Source organism: Streptococcus sp. ELY_90, from assembly GCF_058314475.1.
The window spans coordinates 1-21,188 of record NZ_JBZFUJ010000008.1; the positions used below are offsets into that span (position 1 = coordinate 1).

Here is a 21,188-nt window from a genome sequence, read left to right on the forward strand (position 1 = left end):
GTTATAATCTGGTTTTTCTTTGTGAAACATGGCCTTACCTCACAAACCGTTTTCTTTTAGTATACTCCTAAACAGAGCAAAAAGCTCTTAGAAACCAATTTCTAAGAGCTTTGTCTTCAGTCTGAAACGTGCCAAATTCTGGCACGTTTTCGCTTTTTATTTCCCGCCGAAAAGTCTTTTGACTTTGTCAGCAAGGCCGTCCAGCCCCTTGCCGCCGTCAAGCAGGGCTTTCGCCTGATCAAAGTAATCTCCCAGATCGTTTTTATGCTGATCAATGAAATCCTGAGCAGCAGAGAAATCGCGTTTTTCAATCAGTTCTTTGACCTGATTAAACAGTTCAGTTGGGTTCATAGGCTTACCTCATTTCTTTTTCTCTATTAAACCATAAAAGCCCTGAATTTGGAAGTCCTGCCCTTATTTTTGTGACAGGCTAAGCAAAAAATCATGGCTTTGCAGCTGTTCAATAGGATCCAGCAGATCTTTAAGATTAATTTCATAGATAGAAGTGGCATTTGGATTGAGCAGCTTAAGAACGGCTTCCCAGTCAATCTTTCCTTGCCCCAAAGGCAGGCTGTCATGCGTTTTGCCCATGGAATCCACCAAATGGTAATGAACAATATGGTCTTTTAAAGTTTTTAGTGAAGCAAGGAGTTTGGGGTTGCTCCCTTGCATTTTGATAAAGGCGTGTGAAAGATCGTAGGCCAGTCGGTAGTTTTTGGCAAAGAGCAGAGCATCATAGTCAGGATCGCCAAAGTAAAAGAGGGGTGAGATAGAATTTTCAAACATGATGTGCTCCCGGCCTAAGTCTGAAAACTTATCCAGCCGGTCAAAAAGGTGTTGATTTGCTGCTTCCCAGCTGCCATAATAAGACATCACAGCCTTGTTGCGCATTGTGTAAGAGCCGTGAACCAACACCTGAACATTGTGGTCAAATGCTAATTGCAGCAGATCAGCGGTTGATTTTTCCAAGAAATAAAAGGTTTCAGGAAAAAGTTCTTCAGGCACAATCATCTCCAGAAAGTCACCTTGAAACGTCATAGGCTGATGGAGAATAATTTTATCTGTAGCGCGCGCTTTAACCTCTTGGATGGCTTTGTTCAGGCGTTTGAGCCCGTCTTTTAAAAAATCATCTTGATCCGTATAAAATTCAAGTACTTCGGGCTGATGAATCAGTCGGCTCTCCAATTGTTCGGGGTCGCTGCTGGTTTTTAAACCTAATTTTACCAGCATGTCCATCACACTTTCGTATTTTTAAAGGCTACACAAACCACTTCAGGAGCTTTAAAGTCATGGCTGAGCTCTGTCAGTCGTCCTGTTTGGCTGTCACGCCTAAAAACGGTAATGTTATCAGAATCCTGATGGCCGACAATCAGGTGATGGTTATCGGGCGTGAGATTGAAATCACGCGGCTGCCTGCCTGCTGTTGAGATGATTTGCAGGAATTCTAAAGCACCATCACCAGTGACCTTCAAGGCTGCAAGGGAGTCATGCCCGCGGTTGCTGACGTAGACAAATTTACCGTCTGAACTGATGCGAATAGCAGCGCAGGCATTTTCACCGCTATAGGCTTGCGGAAGAGTGGAGATAGTTTGGCGGTGTGTAAACTGCCCGCAGCCGCTGTAAGTTAGGACTTCTATGCTGGCGTTAAGCTCACAAACGAGATAAGCGGTTTTTAAATGAGGATGGAAGACAATGTGCCGGGCGCCGGCACCAGCTGCTGCCTGATAGCTGCCGATCTCAGCTGTCTGACCGCTTGAGCTGACAGTGTAAGTTGTCACACAGTCTGTTCCTAAATCGCAAGTAAGAAGGCAGTTATCGGGTGTCAGGCCTGCAAAATGAACATGAGGGCTGGCTTGGTTAGGATGTATTCCCGATCCGTGGTGGATTTCTTTATTCAGCAAACGGAGAGCACCGTTATCAGCAATACTGTATATTAGAAGTTCTCCTTTATGATAATTGGCACCGTAAACCAAGCGGCGCTTACAATCAACACTCAGGTGGCAGAGCGGAGCGCCTTCTTCCAAGACTCGGTTGATAAGCTGGCCGTCTTTAGTGAAGCTGGCAATCCCGCCTTTGTCATCTTGTTTTGAGACGCTGAAAAGATGATTTTGCCTATCAAAAGCCAGATAAGTCGGATTTTCTTCAGCTGCGAGCAGCTCCAGATCTGACAAATGTCCTGTCTCAGTATCAAAACGAGCGGTGTAGATACCCTTTGATGTGCGTTTGGTATAAGTTCCAAAATAAACTGTTTCAATCATTTGTGCCGTCCTTTTAGTTTCTTGTCCAAATTATAGCATAATTTTTGTTATAATAATAAAGGAGAAAAGGAAGGACACAAAAAAATGACAAAGTTAGCGACGATTTGTTATATTGATAACGGACGTGAGCTGCTGCTCCTGCACCGCAATAAAAAAGAAAACGATGTGCATGAGGGCAAGTGGATCAGTGTCGGCGGTAAAATAGAAAAAGGAGAAAGTCCCGATGAGTGCGCGCGTCGGGAAATTTTTGAAGAAACGCATCTGAAAGTCAAAAAAATGGACTTCAAAGGTGTGATTACCTTCCCAGACTTTACACCGGGTCACGATTGGTATACTTATGTGTTTAAGGTGACCGATTTTGCCGGCGAGCTTATTTCGGATGAAGAAAGCAGAGAAGGAACACTTGCTTGGGTTCCCTATGATCAGGTTCTTCAAAAGCCGACCTGGGAAGGCGATTATGAAATTTTTAAATGGATTTTAGAGGATGCTCCTTTTTTCTCGGCTAAATTTACCTATGATCAGAAAAAACTCGTTGATAAACAAGTGACGTTTTATGGCAAATAGCTGTAAAACCCTCAGACATAAAGTAGGAAATACTTGTTAGGAGAATACGGATGGATAATAATCAAAGAAAATTTGATGTGACTTGGTTTTTTAAATGGTTTCTAAATAACAAAGCCGTGACCGTTTTGCTGGTCTTGCTTTTAGTCTTTTTGAATGTTCTTGTTTTCACGAAAATAAGTCCTATTTTAAAGCCCGTCATTTCTTTCATGGCTGTTATTATGCTTCCTTTGGTTATTTCAGCTTTGCTTTATTACCTTTTAAAGCCTATTGTTGATTTTATTGAGAAGCGGGGAACCAACCGTGTGACAGCCATTACGCTTGTTTTTCTGGCAATCGCAGGGCTTTTGATTTGGGGAATGGCGAATCTTTTTCCTATGCTCAATGACCAGCTGTCTTCTTTTATCAGGCAGCTGCCGAGCTATGTCAGGTCTGTTGATGATCAAGTGTCGGATCTCTTAAAAAATGATACCTTGGCCAGCTTTCGCCCGCAAATCGAAGAGACGGTTACGGATTTCAGCCAGAAGGCTGTCGATTATGCAGAGTCCTTTTCTAAAGGTGCTGTAACCTGGGCAGGGAATTTTGCCTCTGTGCTTGCGCGTGTTACGGTTTCTGTTTTGATTTCGCCTTTTATTGTTTTTTACCTTTTACGCGACAGCAGCAAGATGAAAAAGGCCTTTATTTCTTATCTGCCGACAAAAATGCGCCAGCCGACTCACCGCGTTCTCAGTGATGTCAGCCGCCAGCTGGCAAGCTATGTTCAGGGTCAGGTAACGGTGGCTATTATTGTTGGCTTTCTGTTTTCGCTGATGTTCAGTATCATTGGCCTGCGCTATGCTGTGACGTTCGGGATTTTTGCCGGCTTTTTGAATCTGATCCCTTATGTGGGAAGTTTCCTGGCTACGATTCCGGTTTTAATTTTGGCACTGGTTGAGGGACCGATTATGGTGGTGAAAGTCATATTGGTTTTTGCCATTGAGCAGACCATTGAAGGGCGCTTTGTGTCACCGCTTGTTTTGGGCAGCAAACTCAGTATCCATCCCATTACCATTATGTTTATTTTGCTGACAGCAGGTTCTATGTTTGGTGTTTGGGGTGTTTTCTTAGGAATTCCTGTCTATGCTTCTCTGAAAGTTCTTGCCAAAGAGATTTTTGAGTGGTACAAGCCTGTCAGCGGACTTTATGAAAAAGAAGAAGAGGTCGGTAAAGAAGATGTTAAATAGTGAAAAAATGCTTGCAGCGCTTCAAAATCAAGATTTGGGGCATGCTAAAAAATATTTAAAACGGGCGCTGAGAGAAGATGATTCAGAAACGCTTCTATCTCTGGCAGAATATCTGCAGTCTATTGGATTTTACCCGCAGGCTAAAGAGATTTATCTGCAGCTGCAGCCTGATTTCCCTGAAGTCAATATCAATCTGGCGCAGATTGCCAGCGAAGACGGCCAGACTGACGAGGCGTTTATGTATCTGGATGCCATTGCTCCAGAGAGTCCTGATTATCTGGGAGCGCTTCTGGTTAAAGCTGACTTATATGATGCAGAAGGCCTGACAGATGTTGCCAGAGAAAAAATGCTTGAGGCCAGCCGCATCAGTCAGGATCCTCTTGTGATTTTTGGCCTGGCAGAAATCGAAATGAACTTAGAGCTTTTTCAGGAGGCGGTTGATCACTATGCTCAGCTGGATAACCGTGACATTCTGGAAGCAACAGGTATTTCAACCTATGAAAGAATCGGCCGTGCTTATGCCGATTTAGGAAAATTTGAAGCAGCAGTTGAGTTTTTTGAAAAGGCCGTCGAAATTGAATTCAATGACCAAACGGTCTTTGAAACAGCTGTCCTTCTCTATGATCAGGACGAATATCAAAGAGCCAATCTCTACTTTAAGCAGCTGGATACTATGAATCCTGATTTTGCGGGTTATGAATATGTCTATGCCCTTTCTCTTCATGCCGAGCACAAAACAGAAGATGCCTTGCGCGTGCTGCAGCAGGGGATCGCTAAAAATGAATTTGACAGCCGGCTGCTGCTCTTAGCTTCACAGCTGTCCTATGAGCTGCACGATAAAAAAGCAGCGGAAGACTATCTGCTTAAGGCTTTGGATGTTGCTGAGGATGACGAAGAAATTTTGATGCGGCTCAGCAATCTGTATTTGGAAGAAGAGCGCTTTGAGGAAGTGGTAAACTTAGACAGCGAGGCTATTGACAATGTGCTGACTAAGTGGAACATTGCTAAAGCCTATCAAGCCTTGGACGCTGATGAAAAAGCTCTCGGGATTTACGATGACTTGGCAGCGGATCTGACCGATAATCCGGAATTTCTCAAGGATTATATCTACATTCTGCGGGAATTCGGTTATAAAGAAAAGGCTAAATCCTTGGCTGATAATTACTTGCAGCTGGTGCCTGATGACAGCGATATAGCAGACCTTTTGGAGCAGCTCTGAGAAAACAAAAAAGCGAACCTTTGTTTTTGAAAGTGTTTTCATGATTTCGCTCAGAAATTCACAAATAAAAATTCACAAAGTCTTGAAAAATCTGTGGTATAATTGACATGAAACTTGTGAAGAAAGGATCTTAAATGACAGAAAACAATAAGAAAAACCATGGGGCTGACTTGATTGTTGACAGCCTCATTAATCATGATGTCAAGTATGTATTTGGCATTCCCGGCGCTAAGATTGACCGCGTCTTTGATACCTTAGAAGATAAGGGGCCTGAGCTGATTGTGGCCCGTCATGAACAAAATGCTGCCTTTATGGCTCAGGGCATCGGACGTATTACCGGAGAACCCGGTGTCGTTATTGCAACCAGCGGACCCGGTATCTCGAACCTAGCGACCGGTCTTGTGACAGCGACAGCTGAAGGCGACCCTATTTTGGCGATCGGCGGTCAGGTTAAGCGGGGGGATCTTTTAAAACGTGCCCATCAATCTATGAACAATGTAGCGATGCTGGAGCCGATTACCAAGTATTCGGCTGAGGTCCAGGATCCGCAGACACTTTCTGAAAATATTGCCAATGCCTATCGTCTGGCTAAGGCTGGAAAACCGGGAGCCAGTTTCCTTTCAATCCCTCAGGATGTGACGGACAGTCCTGTTTCTGTTAAAGCGATTAAACCTCTGACAGACCCTAAACTGGGATCTGCATCTGTTGCTGATATCAATTATTTAGCGCAGGCTATTAAAAATGCTGTTCTTCCTGTTTTGCTTCTAGGAAACGGTGCATCAGCAGCACCCGTTACAGCGTCTATCCGCAGGCTGCTGGGCGCTGTCAAACTGCCGGTTGTTGAGACCTTTCAGGGAGCGGGGATTGTTTCACGTGACTTAGAAGATGATACGTTCTTTGGCCGTGTCGGTCTGTTTCGCAATCAGCCGGGAGACATGCTGCTTAAACGTTCTGATCTGGTTATTGCGATTGGCTATGACCCAATCGAATACGAAGCCCGCAACTGGAATGCTGAAATTTCAGCCCGCATTATCGTTATTGATGTAGCTCCTGCTGAGATTGATACCTACTTCCAGCCTGAACGTGAACTGATTGGCGACATAGCAGAAACACTGGATCTGCTTTTGCCTGCGGTCAACGGCTATGAGCTTCCGGATGGTTCAGTGGAATACCTTAAAGGCCTTCGCAACAATGTGGTAGAAGATGTCAAATTTGATAAGACACCAAGAAAGGGACTTGTCCATCCGCTTGATGTGATTGATGTCCTGCAAAATCAGACCACCGATGACATGACTGTCACTGTTGATGTTGGCAGCCACTATATTTGGATGGCTCGTTATTTCAAGAGTTATGAAGCCCGCCATCTGCTCTTTTCAAACGGTATGCAAACTTTGGGAGTTGCTTTGCCGTGGGCTATTTCAGCCAGTCTTTTGCGCCCCAATACCAAAGTTATTTCTGTTTCGGGAGACGGGGGCTTTCTTTTTTCCGGGCAGGAGCTGGAGACGGCGGTTCGTCTTAATCTGCCTATCGTTCATATCATTTGGAATGACGGCAAATACAATATGGTTGAATTTCAAGAGGAGATGAAGTACGGCCGTTCATCGGGCGTTGATTTCGGGTCTGTTGACTTTGTTAAATATGCTGAAAGTTTTGGTGCCAAGGGCTACCGGGCTGACAGCAAGGAGCAGTTTGATGCTGTTCTGAAAACAGCTCTGAAAGAAGCCGAAAACGGTCCGGTACTCATTGATATTCCAATTGATTACAAGGATAATATTAAACTGGGTGAGACGATTTTACCAGATGAGTTTTACTAGAAAGGAGTTTGAAAATGGAAGCCAATAAATTGTTTCAGTACAATACCCTGGGAGCTCTTATGGCAGGTCTTTACGGCGGTTCGCTGACAGTAGGCGAACTGCTGGAGTACGGTGATTTGGGTCTTGGGACACTTGATTCTATTGACGGAGAGCTTATTGTTTTGGACGGCAAAGCCTATCAGGCTAAGGGATCCGGAGATAAGCCTGAGGTTGTTGAAGTACCTGATGATATGAAAGTTCCTTATGCAGCTGTTATTCACCATCAGGCTGAGGTTATCTTTAAACAGCGTTTTGAAATGACCGATAAAGAACTGCAGGCGCGCATAGAATCTTATTATGACGGCGAAAATCTTTTCCGCTCTATTAAAATTCACGGTAATTTTGCCAAAATGCACGTCCGTATGATTCCGCGTTCGACATCAGACAAAAAATTTGCTGAAGTCGCAACCCACCAGCCTGAATACACAGCAGAAAATATTACCGGGACCATTGTCGGTATCTGGACGCCGGAAATCTTTCACGGAGTCAGTGTAGCAGGCTATCACCTTCATTTCATTTCTGATGATCATACCTTTGGCGGGCATGTCATGGATTATGTGATCACAGAAGGTCAGGTTGAAGTAGGGGCAGTTGATCAGCTGGATCAGCGTTTTCCTGTTCAAGACCGCCAGTATCTTTTTGCGAAGTTCAATGCCAAAGAAGTTCGCGGTGATATTGATAAGGCTGAATAACTGGCAAGCAAAACGGCTGATCAAAGTCTGAATAAGAGCTGCCTGTGCCGGCAGCCGGAAGGCAGAACTTAAAGCTGATTTTTCAAAAAAAGTGAGATACAGAATTAATTCCTAAGGAATACTGATTCTGTATCTCACTTTTAATTTTACGCGTTTATGGCTGGTGCTTAAATTTGAGCTTGCTGTAAAGGCCAAAGCCGATAATCCAAATCGTTGCACCGACAGCACCGATATAGGTTGAATCCTGCAAAAAGAGGGAAACAAAAACAAAGAGAAGAAAGAGTGTGGTGATAGGATTAGAAAGCTTATAAGCCGGCATCAGGTAGCCGTCCGCCATGAAATCACTGGATTGTCTGTATTTGTAGTGGGCAATCATAGTCAGGATATAAATTGCAATATAAACACCTGATGAGGACGCCGTAATCAGGGCGAAAGCATCTGATATTCCCGGCAGCACAGTGATAAAGGCTGAGATAGCAATGACAACTGCTGACATGATAATAGCTCTGCTTGGAACACCTGTCCGTGACAGGCGATTAGCCTTGAAATAACTTAGGACGGGGTTGGGCACTTCATTGGCCAGCTGGTAGAGATGCCGTCCTGTCGAATAAAGAGTGGAATTAAGCGCCGAAGCTGCTGAAGTCAAAACGACAAAATTGATTAAGGCAGCAGCCCATTTGATTCCGGCAAGTTTAAAGACCATGACAAAGGGCGATGCGTTAACCGGCAGAGCCCGCCAAGGGAAGATAGCCATGATGGCAATCAGTGCGCCGATGTAGAAGATGACAATCCGAACCGGAATTTCTTGGATGGCCTTAGGCAGAACCTTTCTGGGGTTTTGCGTTTCCGAGGTTGTAATTCCGACAAATTCGATAGCCTGATAGGCAAAAAAGACCATTTGAAAGGCCATAAAGAACCTCGTCCAGCCCTTAGGGAAAAATTCAAAATTGTTGGTAATATTGCTTAGGCTGGCATGGCCCTGAGACGTTTTAAAATCAGTCAGTACCATGAAAATTCCGGTCGCAATCAAGGCCAAAATGGCAACAATTTTGATCATGGCAAACCAGAATTCTGTTTCTCCGAAAACTCTGACGGCAATCAAGTTGATAGACGACAGCAGTATCAAAAAGACAATCTGGATAATCCAGGCCGGCCAGGTAGGAAACCAATACTGAACATAAGTAGCAACTGCAGTGATTTCTGCCATGCCCAAAAAAATAAGCGACAGCCAGTAGGACCAGCCCGAAAAATGTCCCCAGTCCTTACCGACATACTTGGTAATAAAGTTAATAAAGGTATGCTGGTCGGGGTCGTAATAGAGCATCTCACCGATAGCCCGCATCATCAGGAACATAAAAAAACCTGTAATCAGGTAAACGATGATGATCGACGGGCCGGTCAGGCTGATGGATCTTCCGGCTCCCAGAAAAAGTCCGGTTCCGATGGTTCCGGCGATGGCAATGAGCTGAACGTGGCGGTTCTGCAGACCGCGGACCATACCGTTTTCCAGTTCGTTGGAATCTTGGCTGGTCTGTTTGGTATCTGATTGATCTGACATAATTTCATCCTTTTCCATAATATTTTATTATTATAGTATTATTTTACAAAAAGTACAAATAAAGCTTCAAATGCGCAGGAGCTTAGCAGCAGAAAATAAGAAGGCGGGACCTATAAACTGGGCTGAAAGCGCAGAGTTTTGTCCCGCGTTTTTAAATTTTCATAGCCTTTATCTTATGCTCATCAGGAGTGACACGCAGGGTTTTTTGCCCTGTATAGGTGACAAAACCTGGTTTGCCCCCGCTTGGCTTGTTGAGTTTTTTGGCTTCAATCATATCAACCTGAACAAGGTTGGAAAGGCGGGCTTTAGAAAAATAGGCAGCTAATTCAGCGGCGTCAGTCTTAATCTCATCACTGGGACTGAGATTATCCTTGATGAGGACGTGGCTGCCCGGAATATCCTTGGCGTGAAACCAGAGTTCGCCTTTTTTGGCCATTTTAAAGGTCAGCTCATCATTTTGCAGATTATTTTTACCGACCATAATGATGGTTTTACCGTCAGAAGCCAAGTAGCGTTCAGGTTTTTTGCGCTTTTGAATCTTCTCTCTGTGGCGGCGCTTAACAAAACCTGTTTCGACTAATTCTTCGCGAATCTCGCTGATTTCAGACAGGCTGGCCTGATTGAGAGCCGTATCGACACTTTCTAAGTATTGGATAGTAGCTTTGGTCTCTTCGATCAATCCGCCCAGATGCTTAACAGCTTCTTTTAACTTTTGATACTTTTTAAAATAGCGCTGGGCATTCTGGCTGGGGGTCAAAGCCTTATCAAGTGCAATGGCTACTTTTTCACCTGTATAATAATTATCAAGCACGACACTGTCCTGATTGTTAGGGACCTGATTCAGATAAGTTGTCAGCAGTTCTCCTTTTTGGCGGAAGTCCTCGGCCTTGTCGGTATCCTGCAGTTCTTTTTCTTGTTTTTTGAGTTTTTTCTTATTTTTTTCCAGTTCATTTTGAATGCGGTGAATCAAATCGCTGGCCTGCTGGGCAATGCGGTCGCGTTCGGCCTTGTCTTGGTAAAAATAATCCAGTAAATCAGAAAGACTGGCAAATGTTTCCTGAGAGTTATTCCAGTTGACCGCAGAAAAGGATTTTTCCGTCAAAACAGGACAGACCGGCAGGCTGAAAAACTGCTTAAATGCTTTCAGTCTGTCGGCAGTTAAACAGCTGCTTAATGCCTCAGCCGTATCGCGCCCCAGTCCTTGAAAAAGTTTTTGCAGGCTGCGGGCTTCAAGATTTTGCGTCTGCAGGATTTCAAAGAGCTTTTCATCAGAGATGGTAAAAGGATTTTGCCCGCTCGTTTTTGGCGGTGCCAGATAGGCAGAGCCTGGCAAAATGGTTCGGTAGCTGTTTTGGGAAAAGCCGATATGTTTAATGGACTCAATGATTTTTCCTTCATTTTTGTCAGTCAAAATAATGTTGCTGTGTTTGCCCATAATCTCAGTAATGAGAGTAACCTTGATTTGATCTCCGATTTCATTTTTGTTGGAGACAGTGATTTCGATGATTCGGTCGTTATCAATCTGCTCGATCTGTTCAATCACGGCTCCCTGCAAGTACTTTCGCATAATCATAGTAAAAGTATTGGGATGTTGCGGATTTTCAAAATCCGTTTTCGTTACCTGTATCCGGCCGAAAACAGGGTGGGCCGAGAGCAGCAGCTTGTAATTTTGTCGGTTGTTGCGGACTGATAGAACCAGCTCATGCTCAAAAGGCTGATTAATCTTTTGAATCCGGCCTCCCAGGAGCTGTTCTTTTAATTCCAAGGTTAAATGGTGCAAAAAAAAGCCATCAAAGGACATGGTTTTTCCTCTTTTCTCTTAGTCTTTTCTATTATACCACACGAAAGCTTCGATGCGCCCTTAAAGAACAGCGAAAGCGTTTTAAACTGTATTGAAAAAAGCTGAAAATTGCTGTAAAATAAAGGCAGGACTTATTTGAGGAGGAACTATGAAAAATAAACGTCTAATAGCAGTTCTGTTGGTTCTGGCCCTGCTTGTTATCGGCATCCTTGCTTACCAGTCTCTCAGCAGCAAAAATCAAAAGGCTTCTCAGTCAGATACTTTTAAGGTCGGTGTGCTCCAGTATGTCAGCCACGATGCTCTGGATGAAATTTACCGGGGGATTAAAGACGGCATGAAAGAAGAAGGCTACTCCGGCAAGAAAATCAAAATTGATTTTATGAATGCTGAAGGAGATCAAAGCAAGGTTCAAACCATGAGCCAAAATCTGGTTAATCATAAAAATGATGTTCTGATCGGGATTGCTACGCCGGCAGCACAGGGCTTAGCCAGCGCTACAAAGGATATCCCGATTGTCATGGGTGCTGTGACGGATCCGGTCGGTGCTAAGCTGGTTAAAAATCTTAAAAAACCAGACGGCAATGTCACGGGCGTGTCTGACAAGACGCCGATCAAAGCTCAGGTTGATTTGGTAAAAAGCCTGACACCAGAAGTCAAAACAATCGGTGTTATCTATTCAAGCAGTGAAGATAATTCTAAATCTCAGGTTGCCGAATTCAAGAAAACGGCAGAGAAAAAAGGCTACAAGGTAGTGGAGTATTCTGTTCCTTCAACCAACGAGATTGCTACTACCATGAACGTTATGCTGGAAAAAGCAGACGCTGTCTGGATTCCGCTGGATAATACGATTGCCAGTGCCTTTCCGACTGTCATATCAGCCGCTAAGGCAGCAAAGAAACCTGTTTATCCAAGCGTAGATACCATGGTTGATGAAGGCGGACTTGCTTCGGTTGTGGTTGACCAATATGAACTTGGTGTTGCTACCGGCAAGATGGCAGTGAAACTATTTGAAGGAAAAAAAGTTTCTGACCTGCCTGTTGACATCTTTGACAAGGGGAATCCTGTTGTCAATGAAAAAGTGGCTAAAGAACTGGGCGTAACGATTCCTTCTGACGTGCTTAAAAAGGCAAAAAATAAGTAATTCATATCTAAAGAAAACAAATTCAGACTATAAACAAAGCTTCATTTGCTTATCTTGATAAGCAAATGAAATCCGCAGATTACCGTATAAATTTAACTTTTCACGAGCGGCGAGCTAAAAAAGTATCAAAGAAAAGAGACTTTTGTTTCAAGCTGGACAGATTTCCTTTATTCAAGAGGGAGACAGGGTCAAACAATCACAAATGATTTTTGTCCCCCTCCTTTTTTTGTGTTAAAATAGAAGATATTTATAAGAGAAGGATAAAAGATGTTACTTTCAACAATTTCACAAGGTTTTCTTTGGTCTATTTTAGGTTTGGGCATTTTTATGACCTTTCGGATTTTAGACTTTCCGGATATGACTACTGAGGGTTCTTTTCCCTTGGGCGGTGCTGTAGCGGTGACGCTGATTACGCAAGGCACCAATGCACTGTTAGCAACTGTCATAGCTGTTTTGGCAGGCTGTCTGGCAGGTTTGGTAACGGGTCTCCTTTATACAAAAGGAAAGATTCCTACTCTTTTGTCGGGAATTTTGGTCATGACCTCCTGCCATTCCATCATGCTGATGATTATGGGACGTGCTAATCTGGGCTTGCTCAATGCCAGAAAATTACAGGATCTGCTGCCGTTTTCCGGCAGCGTCAACCTGCTGGTTCTGGGCCTTATCTTTGTCATATTGGTGGTCGGCAGCATGATTTTCTTTTTGAATACCCGTCTGGGTCAGGCCTATATTGCGACTGGTGACAATCACGATATGGCGCAAAGTTTTGGAATCAATACCGATAAAATGGAGCTGATGGGCTTGGTCCTATCTAATGGTCTGATTGCTCTGGCCGGTGCCCTTATCAGCCAGCAAGACGGTTATGCTGATGTTTCCAAAGGCATTGGGGTTATTGTCATCGGCTTAGCCAGTATTATTATCGGAGAGGTGCTCTTTTCAACAAGTCTGACCCTGCTGGAGCGTCTTATAGCGATTGTTATCGGGTCTGTTCTTTACCAATTTTTAATTTTGGCAGTCATTTCTCTGGGCTTTAAAACCAACTACCTCAAACTCTTCAGTGCTGTCGTGCTGGCTGTTTGTCTGATGATTCCGGAATTGAAAAAGAAATTTTTTAAAGGAGTGAAGCTATCCCGATGACTAAAAAAATTGTTGAATTAAAAAATGCCACCGTCAAAGTCAACAATGGTTTTGATGATTACAAGACAATTCTCGACGATGTCAGCCTTGATATCTATGAGCATGACTTTTTGACCATTCTTGGGGGGAACGGAGCTGGGAAATCAACGCTTTTCAATGTTCTGGCCGGGACGCTCAGCCTGACCAGCGGCAGCATTTCAATCATGGGAGAGGATATGACTGCCTATCCGGCCCAAAAACGTGCCAAATACCTATCGAGGGTCTTTCAAGATCCTAAAATGGGAACAGCACCCCGAATGACAGTAGCTGAAAATCTTTTAATCGCTAAGTACCGCGGAGAACGTCGCAGCCTTGTTTCGCGTAACATTCATGCGCATAAAAAGGAATTTCAGGCAGTTATTGATAAAATCGGCAACGGTCTTGAGAAGCATTTGGAAACACCTGCAGGTCTCCTGTCAGGAGGACAAAGGCAGGCCTTAAGTCTTCTTATGGCGACAATCAAGCGGCCGGAGCTGCTTTTGCTTGATGAACATACAGCTGCTCTTGACCCAAAAACCAGTGTGGCTCTGATGGAGCTGACCGAAGAATTTGTCAGCCGTGACCATCTGACCGCCCTCATGATTACCCACCGTATGGAAGATGCTCTCAAATACGGCAACCGGCTGCTGGTCATGAAAGAAGGACGCATTATTCAGGATCTGTCAGCTGAAGAAAAGGCTGAAATGGATATTTCCGACTACTATGGCCTGTTTGAATAAATTGAAAAATAAGCTGAAAAGTTGTATACTACTCATGTATGCAATTTTTTATTGCCCGCAGTAATTCGACTTGTCAGTCTGTGCATGAACGCAGGCGGCGAGGACCGTTTGTATGAAAATAAAAATAGTAAAAAATGGCAGAAAGTCATCCGACTTATGCTGTTTGAAAACACTATGAAAACATAAGGAGAACTAATGACTGACATTAAAATTATGGCCCTGGGAGGAGTTCGGGAGAACGGAAAGAACTTCTATCTGGCAGAGGTCAATGATTCTATTTTTGTTCTGGATGCCGGATTGAAATATCCGGAAAATGAACAGCTGGGTGTCGATGTGGTGATACCCAATTTGGATTATCTGATTGAAAATAAAAAACGAGTTCAGGGAATCTTTCTGACACACGGGCATGCTGATGCCATCGGTGCCCTGCCTTATCTCTTGACCAATGTCAAAGCACCGGTTTTTGGCTCAGAGCTGACTGTTGAGCTGGCTAAACTGGTTGTGAAAAATAATGATGCGACAAAGAAATTTCATAATTTTCATGTAGTTGATGCTGAGACTGAAATTGAATTTAGCGATGCTTTAATTTCTTTCTTTAAAACGACGCACTCAATCCCCGAAAGCTTGGGAATTGTTGTCGGTACGAAGGAAGGCAGTATTGTCTATACCGGCGATTTTAAATTTGATCAGGCCGCAAGCAAGCTCTATCAAACAGATTTAGCCCGCATTGCTGAAATCGGACGTGACGGTGTTCTGGCTCTCCTGTCAGATTCGGCCAATGCTGACAGCAATGTCCAAATTGCCAGTGAAGCAGAAGTAGGCGTGGAAATGGAGCAGGTTATCTCCAACTGGGAAGGACGCATTATTGTTGCGGCAGTGGCCTCTAATCTTGTGCGTATCCAGCAGGTTTTTGATTCTGCTGCTAATAATGGCCGCCGTGTCGTTCTGACCGGTTTTGATGTGGAAAATATCGTCCGTACGGCTATCCGCCTTAAAAAGCTCTCAGTTGTAGATGAAAAGCTCATTGTCAAACCCAAAGACATGCATAAGTTTGAAGATCATGAGCTGATTATTTTAGAGACAGGCCGGATGAGCGAGCCTTTGAACGGCCTTAGAAAAATGGCTATCGGTCGCCACCGCTATGTTGAAATTAAAGACGGAGATCTGGTGTACATTGTGACAACACCGACGGTTTCTAAAGAAGCTGTTGTGGCACAGGTTGAAAATCTGATTTATAAGGCGGGCGGCAATGTCAGACTGATTACACAGGATCTTCGAGTATCAGGACATGCCAATGGCCGGGACCTTCAGCTGATGATCAACCTCCTTAAACCAAAGTATCTTTTCCCAGTTCAGGGAGAATACAGAGAACTGGCTGCTCATGCTGATTTGGCACTTGAAATTGGTATGTTTCCGGAAAATATTTACATCATGAAGCACGGGGACATCATGGTTTACGGCAAGGATGGCTTTGTCCATGAGGGATCTGTGCCTGCAGGGGATGTTATGATTGACGGTAATGCGATTGGTGATGTGGGCAATATTGTCCTGCGTGACCGTAAGGTTCTGTCAGAAGACGGTATTTTTATTGTCGCTTTGACGGTCAATAAGAAAGAAAAGAAGATTATTTCCAAGGCAAGAATCAATACCCGCGGTTTTGTCTATGTGAAAAAAAGCCGGGATATTCTGCGTGAAAGCGCTGATATTGTTAATAATGCGGTTGAAAATTATCTGGCTCAGGACAATTTTGACTGGAGTGAATTGAAGTCTCTTGTCCGCGATGAAGTCGGTAAATTCCTGTTCGATCAGACCAAGCGCCGTCCGGCGATTTTACCGGTTGTTATGGAAGTCAGAGGATAAAGAATATCAAAATAAGGAAGAGCGATAAAATCATCACCTAAAAGCGAGTGATTTTGGCTCTTCCTTTTTTATTGCTATGCTGAGGTCTCTTTTTAGCTGTTTGTGAAGGGGTTATCGGTAAAATAACGGTCATAATGGCGGCTGCAGCCGGGATTAAAGGGATGGCCGCAGTTAGGACAGGCTGCTTTTCCTTTATAGTCTTCAATGGTCAGCTCCTTTTGACAGGCTCCGCAAAAAACGACCCGGTCTTCTTTCAGATGCTGCGGATAAGGTTCAAAAGGATGGTTTTCATGTCGGTTGTGGCATTTAAAACAAGGGTAGTATTTCTGACAGGCAAAGCATTTCAAAGCGACAATATCTGTCGGACCGTGGTAGTCTGTGCATCTTGTTTCTTTGTCAGTCAAATCGCCGTAAATTGTAAGCATTTTTCTTTCCTGCCTTTCTTTTTAAGTTTATCAAAAGAAAATAAATTATGCTATAATGAAGGCAAAAATAAAGAGGAGAAAACGATGGCCTTTTTTCAAATAGAATATCAATCACAAAGCTTAGATATGGTACGCCATGTCAATGTCATTTATCCGGATGCTGCAGAAATCAAAGAACAGTATGTTAATGATACCGATATTCCTGTACTCTATCTCTTGCACGGCATGGGCGGCAATGAGAATTCCTGGCAGAAACGCACAGCGATTGAGCGCCTGCTGAGAAAGACAAATTTAATTGTCATCATGCCATCAACGGATTTAGCATGGTATACCAACACTGCTTACGGCCTTAATTATTATGACATGATTGCTGAAGAATTGCCTAAAGTCATGCAGCGCTTTTTTCCTAATATGACGAAAAAACGCGAAAAAACCTTTATTGCAGGTCTTTCTATGGGCGGTTACGGAGCTTACAAAATTGCTCTTTCCACTGATAAATTTTCGCATGCTGCCTCATTTTCAGGTGCTCTTGGCATCGGTATTGACGGAAAAAATTTAACCGAAGCTACAGAAGGTTCGCTAAGTTATTGGCAGGGCGTTTTTGGTGATTTACAGAAAGAAGAAGAGCTGGAGAAACATTTTTTAACGACACTGGCAAAAAAATCGGATAAGCAGACAAAATTCTATGCTTGGTGCGGCTATGAAGATTTTCTCTACCCGGCTAATGAGATTGCTGTTCAAAAGTTAAAAGAGCTGGGACTCGATATTGACTATCGTACGGATCATGGCAGGCACGAGTGGTATTATTGGGAAAAACAGCTTGATTTTCTTTTAGAATGGCTTCCCATTGACTACCAAAAAGAAGAGCGGCTGTCTTAGTTGTATGCCAAGGCTTCATTTTTGAAGAGCTTGACAGGTTATTTGTAAGGGGTTACAATGAGGAGTATAAATGGAAAGTGAGGAATTTATTTATGAAAAAGAAACTTATCTTTGTTTTGGGAGCATTTGCTGCAGTTTTACTCACAGCTCTGCTGGTTCAAAACACAGCCAGCGCAAAGTCTTCCAATACAAGGGCTGTCTATTATCAAATGTTTAAAGAAGATACAGCAGATGTCCGGCTGACTTACTACCATAAAAAAGGGAGCGATCGCGTCACTAAACAGGTAACACAAAACACGATAACCTATGCAGCACTTAAGGTAGATGATGCAGAAGCAGCTAAGGAAAAGCTTTCTGACGAAGCAGGAAAATACCAAGGTATTACAGGTGTCAAAGAAAGCATCGACTATAAAGATACCTATTTGGTAGAAAAACTCAGTGTTGACTATAACAAAGCTGATCTTGATGAGTTGGCAGAAAAACTGCCGGAAATAGATCTTGATACACCTTCAGGTAAAAGGGCAGCTTATATTAGTTTAAAGAAAAGTGAAAAATTGCTTAAGAAACAAGGATATACCAAGGTTAAAAAAGGACAGTTTAAAGAGCTGAACCTTAAATAAAAGAGCAGCTATAAGCGAAACAGCAAAGCTGAGGCTAAGGCCGGCTGCCTGCTGTCTCGCTTTTTAGTTTTAAAAATCTGTGACGGCACAAGAAATTCTTGCTTTTTATTTTAATGCCTGCTATACTTAAACGTAATTTGAAAGTTTTGGGTCTTTTCTAACAAAAACGAAAGGACATCTCCTTATGAAAAGAATAATTAGAATTTTATTTTTTATTCCCAGGTTAATTTTCAGTCTGATTTGGAGTCTTTTGCGAACGGCCATTATTCTGGCAGTTATTGCAATAGCTTTTTTCTATTTTACCAGTAGCAATAAAGCTGATTTTGGGGCTGCTGTTTCTAATCAGCTCAATAGAATTTCCACTTTTTTCAGCAGTGATTTCAACCTTCAAGATACTATGTCCAAATTGTCTACCGATAATTATGAGCATGAAGGCGGCAGCCGCTGGGCTGAGAACAAAGCTGCAGTTTATATAGCTTCAACTGATGAGACTTTTATTAAAGCTTATCAGACAGCCCTTGCTAATTGGAATGCGACAGGCAGTTTCACTTTTAATCTTGTTTCTAATAAAGAATCTGCTGATATTATAGCTACTGATTATACAGATGCTGCCTCCCAGGCTGCCGGTCTGGCTGAATCTGAAACCAACGCTGTTACCAACCGTATCAGTCATGTTGATGTTAAGCTCAATCGTTACTATCTTTTGAACAAGGACTACGGCTATAGTTTTGAGAGAATTGTTCATACCGCAGAACATGAATTGGGTCATGCTATCGGGCTTAGTCACGATGATAATGAGGCCTCTGTCATGGCGTCATCAGGTTCTTATCACGGTATCCAAGATGTTGATGTTACTGCTGTCAAGAAGCTCTATGCTTCTTAAATGTGAAACAATTTGAGCAGTATAATATAGATATCATATTTATTTAATTTTATTGTTATCTATGAAATAGTTGAACATGGATTTTGTTAATTTTATTTTTCTATTAGAAAAATATGATGTTCTGTTTGAACTCAGCTGAAGGTTAATAAAACAAGGATTTTGAATAATTGAACGCTCTTATTTAATAAGGGCGTTTTTTAATATAATCATAAAATAAGGGAAAAGTTTTTTAAAGAATTCAAAGCTTTTTGTCTTGAAAATGTAATAAAATAGTGATATTATGACAAAGATGTATCATTTTAGTATACATTAATTTAAAATTATCATAAAGAGGAAACATGAAAAAAATTAAAGTTATGCTTGTTTTCGGTACGAGACCGGAAGCCATTAAAATGGCTCCGTTGATCAGGTCTTTGAAAGAGCAGGCTGACCGTTTTGATGCAGTGACAGTTGTGACTGCTCAGCATCGGCAAATGCTTGATCAAGTACTGGAAACATTTCACATTGACCCTGATTATGATTTGAATATTATGAGCAAGGAACAGACACTGTCAACGATTACGACCAATGTAATCAGCAAGCTTGACGAAGTTCTCAAGACTGAAAAGCCTGATGTCATCTTAGTGCATGGAGATACAACGACGACTCTGGCAGCCAGTATCTCTGCTTTTTACAATCAAATCAAAATCGGTCATGTTGAAGCAGGTCTCAGGACGTGGAATAAATATTCGCCATTTCCTGAAGAAGTCAACCGTCAGGTAACTGATGTTGTAACAGACCTTTACTTTGCACCAACCAATCAAAGCCGGGATAATCTGTTAAAAGAAAATCATCCTGCTGAGCAGGTATTTGTCACTGGAAATACGGCTATTGATGCCCTTGAACTGACAGTGAAAGAGGACTACCATCACAAGGTGCTTGATGCTATTAATCCGGATAATCGGATTGTTTTAGTCACTATGCACCGCCGTGAAAATCAAGGTGAGCCCATGCGCAGAGTCTTTAGAACGATAAAATCAGTTTTGGACGACTACCCCGATGTTGAAATTGTTTATCCGGTTCACCTCAGCCCTTCTGTTCAGGAAGCAGCCAAGGAAATCTTAGCTGATGTGAAACGGGTGCACCTGATTGAACCGCTCGATGTTATGGATTTTCATAATCTGGCGAATAAGAGCTATTTCATCATGTCTGATTCCGGCGGTGTTCAGGAAGAAGCTCCTTCATTAGGTAAGCCTGTCTTAGTATTGCGGGACACGACAGAACGTCCGGAAGGTGTAGCTGCCGGAACTTTGAAACTGGTAGGAACCAAGGAAGCTGATGTAAGAAGTGCGATGACAGACTTGCTGGACAATAAAGCAGCCTATGATAAAATGGCGCAGACTAAGAATCCTTACGGAGACGGTCAAGCTTCTGAACGCATTTTAGATGCTATTTCTTATTACTTCAACGGCGGTAAGCGCCCGGAAGAGTTTGGAATGGGGGAATGAGTTCAGAATGAGACGATTACTAAACCTTTCCGGCATGCTTTTGCTCTTGCTGTTAGCTGCCGGTTCAAGCCTCTATATTTCTTTGCAGTACGGAACGATGATTGCGGGCATTTACGGCTTTCTTATTTTTATGGCTGTGCTGACGCCTTGGTTTCTGACTGATTTGCTGGTAACCTGGACAGAGCTCTTTACGCTTATTATCAGTGCCTTTATTCTTGTGATCGGTATTTCTTATATTCCCTTGAGAGACCGTTTAGTTTTGATTTTTGCTCTGCCTATTATTTTAATGATTGCCAATCAGCTGGAAGCTCTGATTTTAGAGAAAAAAAGTGCCATTGCCGTTCAGACTTCTAAGGCTAAGAGCTACTATGAGTATTATGCCCGTAAGGCTCAGCATGATGATGGCATTACCATTCAGACCATGCTGGTCAGCTGGGCACATGCTGAACAGTTTAAGCAAACGCAGCCCAAAGAATACTATGCCAGTATTAAGCGGATTAACCGTGCTATCTTTAAGTCCAAAGAAGACAGCGACAGAGTTTTCTACTTAAGAAATGGTTTATTTCTCATTATTCAAACCAGTTCGGATCCTAATTGGCGCAGAGGACTGGAAGAAGAAATCAGTATTAACCTGAGCAAGATACGCTTCAATAACGAAAACAGTATTCATGAAATCCAATTCCAGTATGGCTATCAACTGGTCGATCATGAAAATTGGCAGCGTTATGCTTATTATGAGGATATTATCAAGAGGCTGGAACGTCTGTTGGAAACTCATATCATTGTAGAATATTAGGTGAGTGGAGTTATGAATTTAACAAATGTATTTTTTA

20 protein-coding genes are annotated in these 21,188 nt (G+C 42.8%); 14 read left to right on the forward strand and 6 right to left on the reverse strand.

The window, feature by feature from the left end; all coding sequences use genetic code 11:
* Positions 1-156: 156 nt before the first annotated feature.
* The 3 genes from AC4HAF_RS06050 to AC4HAF_RS06060 all read right to left on the reverse strand — a co-directional run bounded on the left by AC4HAF_RS06050 (position 157) and on the right by AC4HAF_RS06060 (position 2,258).
* On the reverse strand, positions 157-351 hold the full coding sequence (locus AC4HAF_RS06050) for a hypothetical protein (protein WP_491097065.1): 195 nt from the start codon (positions 349-351) through the stop codon (positions 157-159).
* Between the two features lie 63 nt (positions 352-414).
* The gene (locus AC4HAF_RS06055; RefSeq protein ID WP_491097066.1) at positions 415-1,230 is read right to left on the reverse strand and encodes a sugar phosphate isomerase/epimerase family protein; all 816 of its coding nucleotides are present in this window, start codon (positions 1,228-1,230) and stop codon (positions 415-417) included.
* A gap of 5 nt (positions 1,231-1,235) precedes the next feature.
* Positions 1,236-2,258 (reverse strand): lactonase family protein, encoded by a 1,023-nt coding sequence (locus AC4HAF_RS06060; RefSeq protein WP_491091305.1) that lies wholly within the window; start codon positions 2,256-2,258, stop codon positions 1,236-1,238.
* Positions 2,259-2,342: 84 nt separating this feature from the next.
* On the opposite strand from AC4HAF_RS06060, the gene AC4HAF_RS06065 reads away from it, so the two are divergent.
* The 5 genes from AC4HAF_RS06065 (at position 2,343) to budA (ending at position 7,806) form a co-directional block, all read left to right on the forward strand.
* Entirely contained in the window at positions 2,343-2,822 is a 480-nt protein-coding gene (locus tag AC4HAF_RS06065) for an NUDIX hydrolase (RefSeq protein WP_491091304.1), read from the forward strand.
* A gap of 50 nt (positions 2,823-2,872) precedes the next feature.
* On the forward strand, positions 2,873-4,042 hold the full coding sequence (locus tag AC4HAF_RS06070) for an AI-2E family transporter (RefSeq protein WP_491091303.1): 1,170 nt from the start codon (positions 2,873-2,875) through the stop codon (positions 4,040-4,042).
* The gene (locus AC4HAF_RS06075) at positions 4,032-5,261 is read left to right on the forward strand and encodes a tetratricopeptide repeat protein (RefSeq protein WP_491097067.1); all 1,230 of its coding nucleotides are present in this window, start codon (positions 4,032-4,034) and stop codon (positions 5,259-5,261) included. Before AC4HAF_RS06070 ends, AC4HAF_RS06075 begins: the two co-directional genes overlap by 11 nt.
* 134 nt (positions 5,262-5,395) lie before the next feature.
* Positions 5,396-7,075: an acetolactate synthase AlsS gene (gene alsS, locus AC4HAF_RS06080; protein ID WP_491097068.1), complete on the forward strand. Its 1,680-nt coding sequence runs from the start codon at positions 5,396-5,398 to the stop codon at positions 7,073-7,075.
* Between the two features lie 14 nt (positions 7,076-7,089).
* Positions 7,090-7,806: an acetolactate decarboxylase gene (gene budA / locus AC4HAF_RS06085; protein ID WP_491091300.1), complete on the forward strand. Its 717-nt coding sequence runs from the start codon at positions 7,090-7,092 to the stop codon at positions 7,804-7,806.
* A 154-nt stretch (positions 7,807-7,960) separates the two neighbouring features.
* Here budA and AC4HAF_RS06090 read toward each other — a convergent pair whose 3' ends face one another.
* Together AC4HAF_RS06090 and AC4HAF_RS06095 are read right to left on the reverse strand one after the other, a co-directional pair.
* Positions 7,961-9,364 (reverse strand): amino acid permease, encoded by a 1,404-nt coding sequence (locus tag AC4HAF_RS06090; RefSeq protein WP_491097069.1) that lies wholly within the window; start codon positions 9,362-9,364, stop codon positions 7,961-7,963.
* 151 nt (positions 9,365-9,515) lie between these two features.
* On the reverse strand, positions 9,516-11,165 hold the full coding sequence (locus AC4HAF_RS06095; RefSeq protein WP_491097070.1) for an Rqc2 family fibronectin-binding protein: 1,650 nt from the start codon (positions 11,163-11,165) through the stop codon (positions 9,516-9,518).
* A 148-nt stretch (positions 11,166-11,313) separates the two neighbouring features.
* On the opposite strand from AC4HAF_RS06095, the gene trpX reads away from it, so the two are divergent.
* The 4 genes from trpX (at position 11,314) to AC4HAF_RS06115 (ending at position 16,061) form a co-directional block, all read left to right on the forward strand.
* Positions 11,314-12,306, forward strand: coding sequence for a tryptophan ABC transporter substrate-binding protein (gene trpX, locus AC4HAF_RS06100; protein ID WP_491097071.1), 993 nt, complete (start codon positions 11,314-11,316; stop codon positions 12,304-12,306).
* Positions 12,307-12,573: 267 nt separating this feature from the next.
* Positions 12,574-13,443 carry an ABC transporter permease gene (locus AC4HAF_RS06105; protein WP_491097072.1) on the forward strand — a complete coding sequence of 290 codons (870 nt, stop codon included), beginning with the start codon at positions 12,574-12,576 and terminating at the stop codon, positions 13,441-13,443.
* Entirely contained in the window at positions 13,440-14,201 is a 762-nt protein-coding gene (locus tag AC4HAF_RS06110) for an ABC transporter ATP-binding protein (protein ID WP_491097073.1), read from the forward strand. Before AC4HAF_RS06105 ends, AC4HAF_RS06110 begins: the two co-directional genes overlap by 4 nt.
* A 195-nt stretch (positions 14,202-14,396) precedes the next feature.
* Complete coding sequence (locus AC4HAF_RS06115; protein WP_491097074.1) at positions 14,397-16,061, forward strand: ribonuclease J; 1,665 nt, start codon at positions 14,397-14,399, stop codon at positions 16,059-16,061.
* Positions 16,062-16,153: 92 nt separating this feature from the next.
* Here AC4HAF_RS06115 and AC4HAF_RS06120 read toward each other — a convergent pair whose 3' ends face one another.
* Positions 16,154-16,486, reverse strand: coding sequence for a CHY zinc finger protein (locus AC4HAF_RS06120; RefSeq protein WP_491097075.1), 333 nt, complete (start codon positions 16,484-16,486; stop codon positions 16,154-16,156).
* An 84-nt stretch (positions 16,487-16,570) separates the two neighbouring features.
* Here AC4HAF_RS06120 and AC4HAF_RS06125 point away from each other — a divergent pair, with 84 nt between their 5' ends.
* The 5 genes from AC4HAF_RS06125 (at position 16,571) to AC4HAF_RS06145 (ending at position 21,151) form a co-directional block, all read left to right on the forward strand.
* Entirely contained in the window at positions 16,571-17,365 is a 795-nt protein-coding gene (locus tag AC4HAF_RS06125) for an alpha/beta hydrolase (RefSeq protein ID WP_491097076.1), read from the forward strand.
* Between the two features lie 92 nt (positions 17,366-17,457).
* Complete coding sequence (locus AC4HAF_RS06130; RefSeq protein ID WP_491097077.1) at positions 17,458-17,985, forward strand: DUF1307 domain-containing protein; 528 nt, start codon at positions 17,458-17,460, stop codon at positions 17,983-17,985.
* 184 nt (positions 17,986-18,169) lie between these two features.
* Positions 18,170-18,868, forward strand: coding sequence for a M57 family metalloprotease (locus AC4HAF_RS06135; RefSeq protein WP_491097078.1), 699 nt, complete (start codon positions 18,170-18,172; stop codon positions 18,866-18,868).
* Positions 18,869-19,206: 338 nt separating this feature from the next.
* The gene (gene wecB / locus AC4HAF_RS06140) at positions 19,207-20,355 is read left to right on the forward strand and encodes a non-hydrolyzing UDP-N-acetylglucosamine 2-epimerase (RefSeq protein ID WP_491097079.1); all 1,149 of its coding nucleotides are present in this window, start codon (positions 19,207-19,209) and stop codon (positions 20,353-20,355) included.
* A 7-nt stretch (positions 20,356-20,362) separates the two neighbouring features.
* A complete protein-coding gene (locus AC4HAF_RS06145; protein WP_491097080.1) occupies positions 20,363-21,151 on the forward strand; it encodes a hypothetical protein in 789 nt (262 codons plus the stop codon).
* Positions 21,152-21,188: the final 37 nt, after the last annotated feature.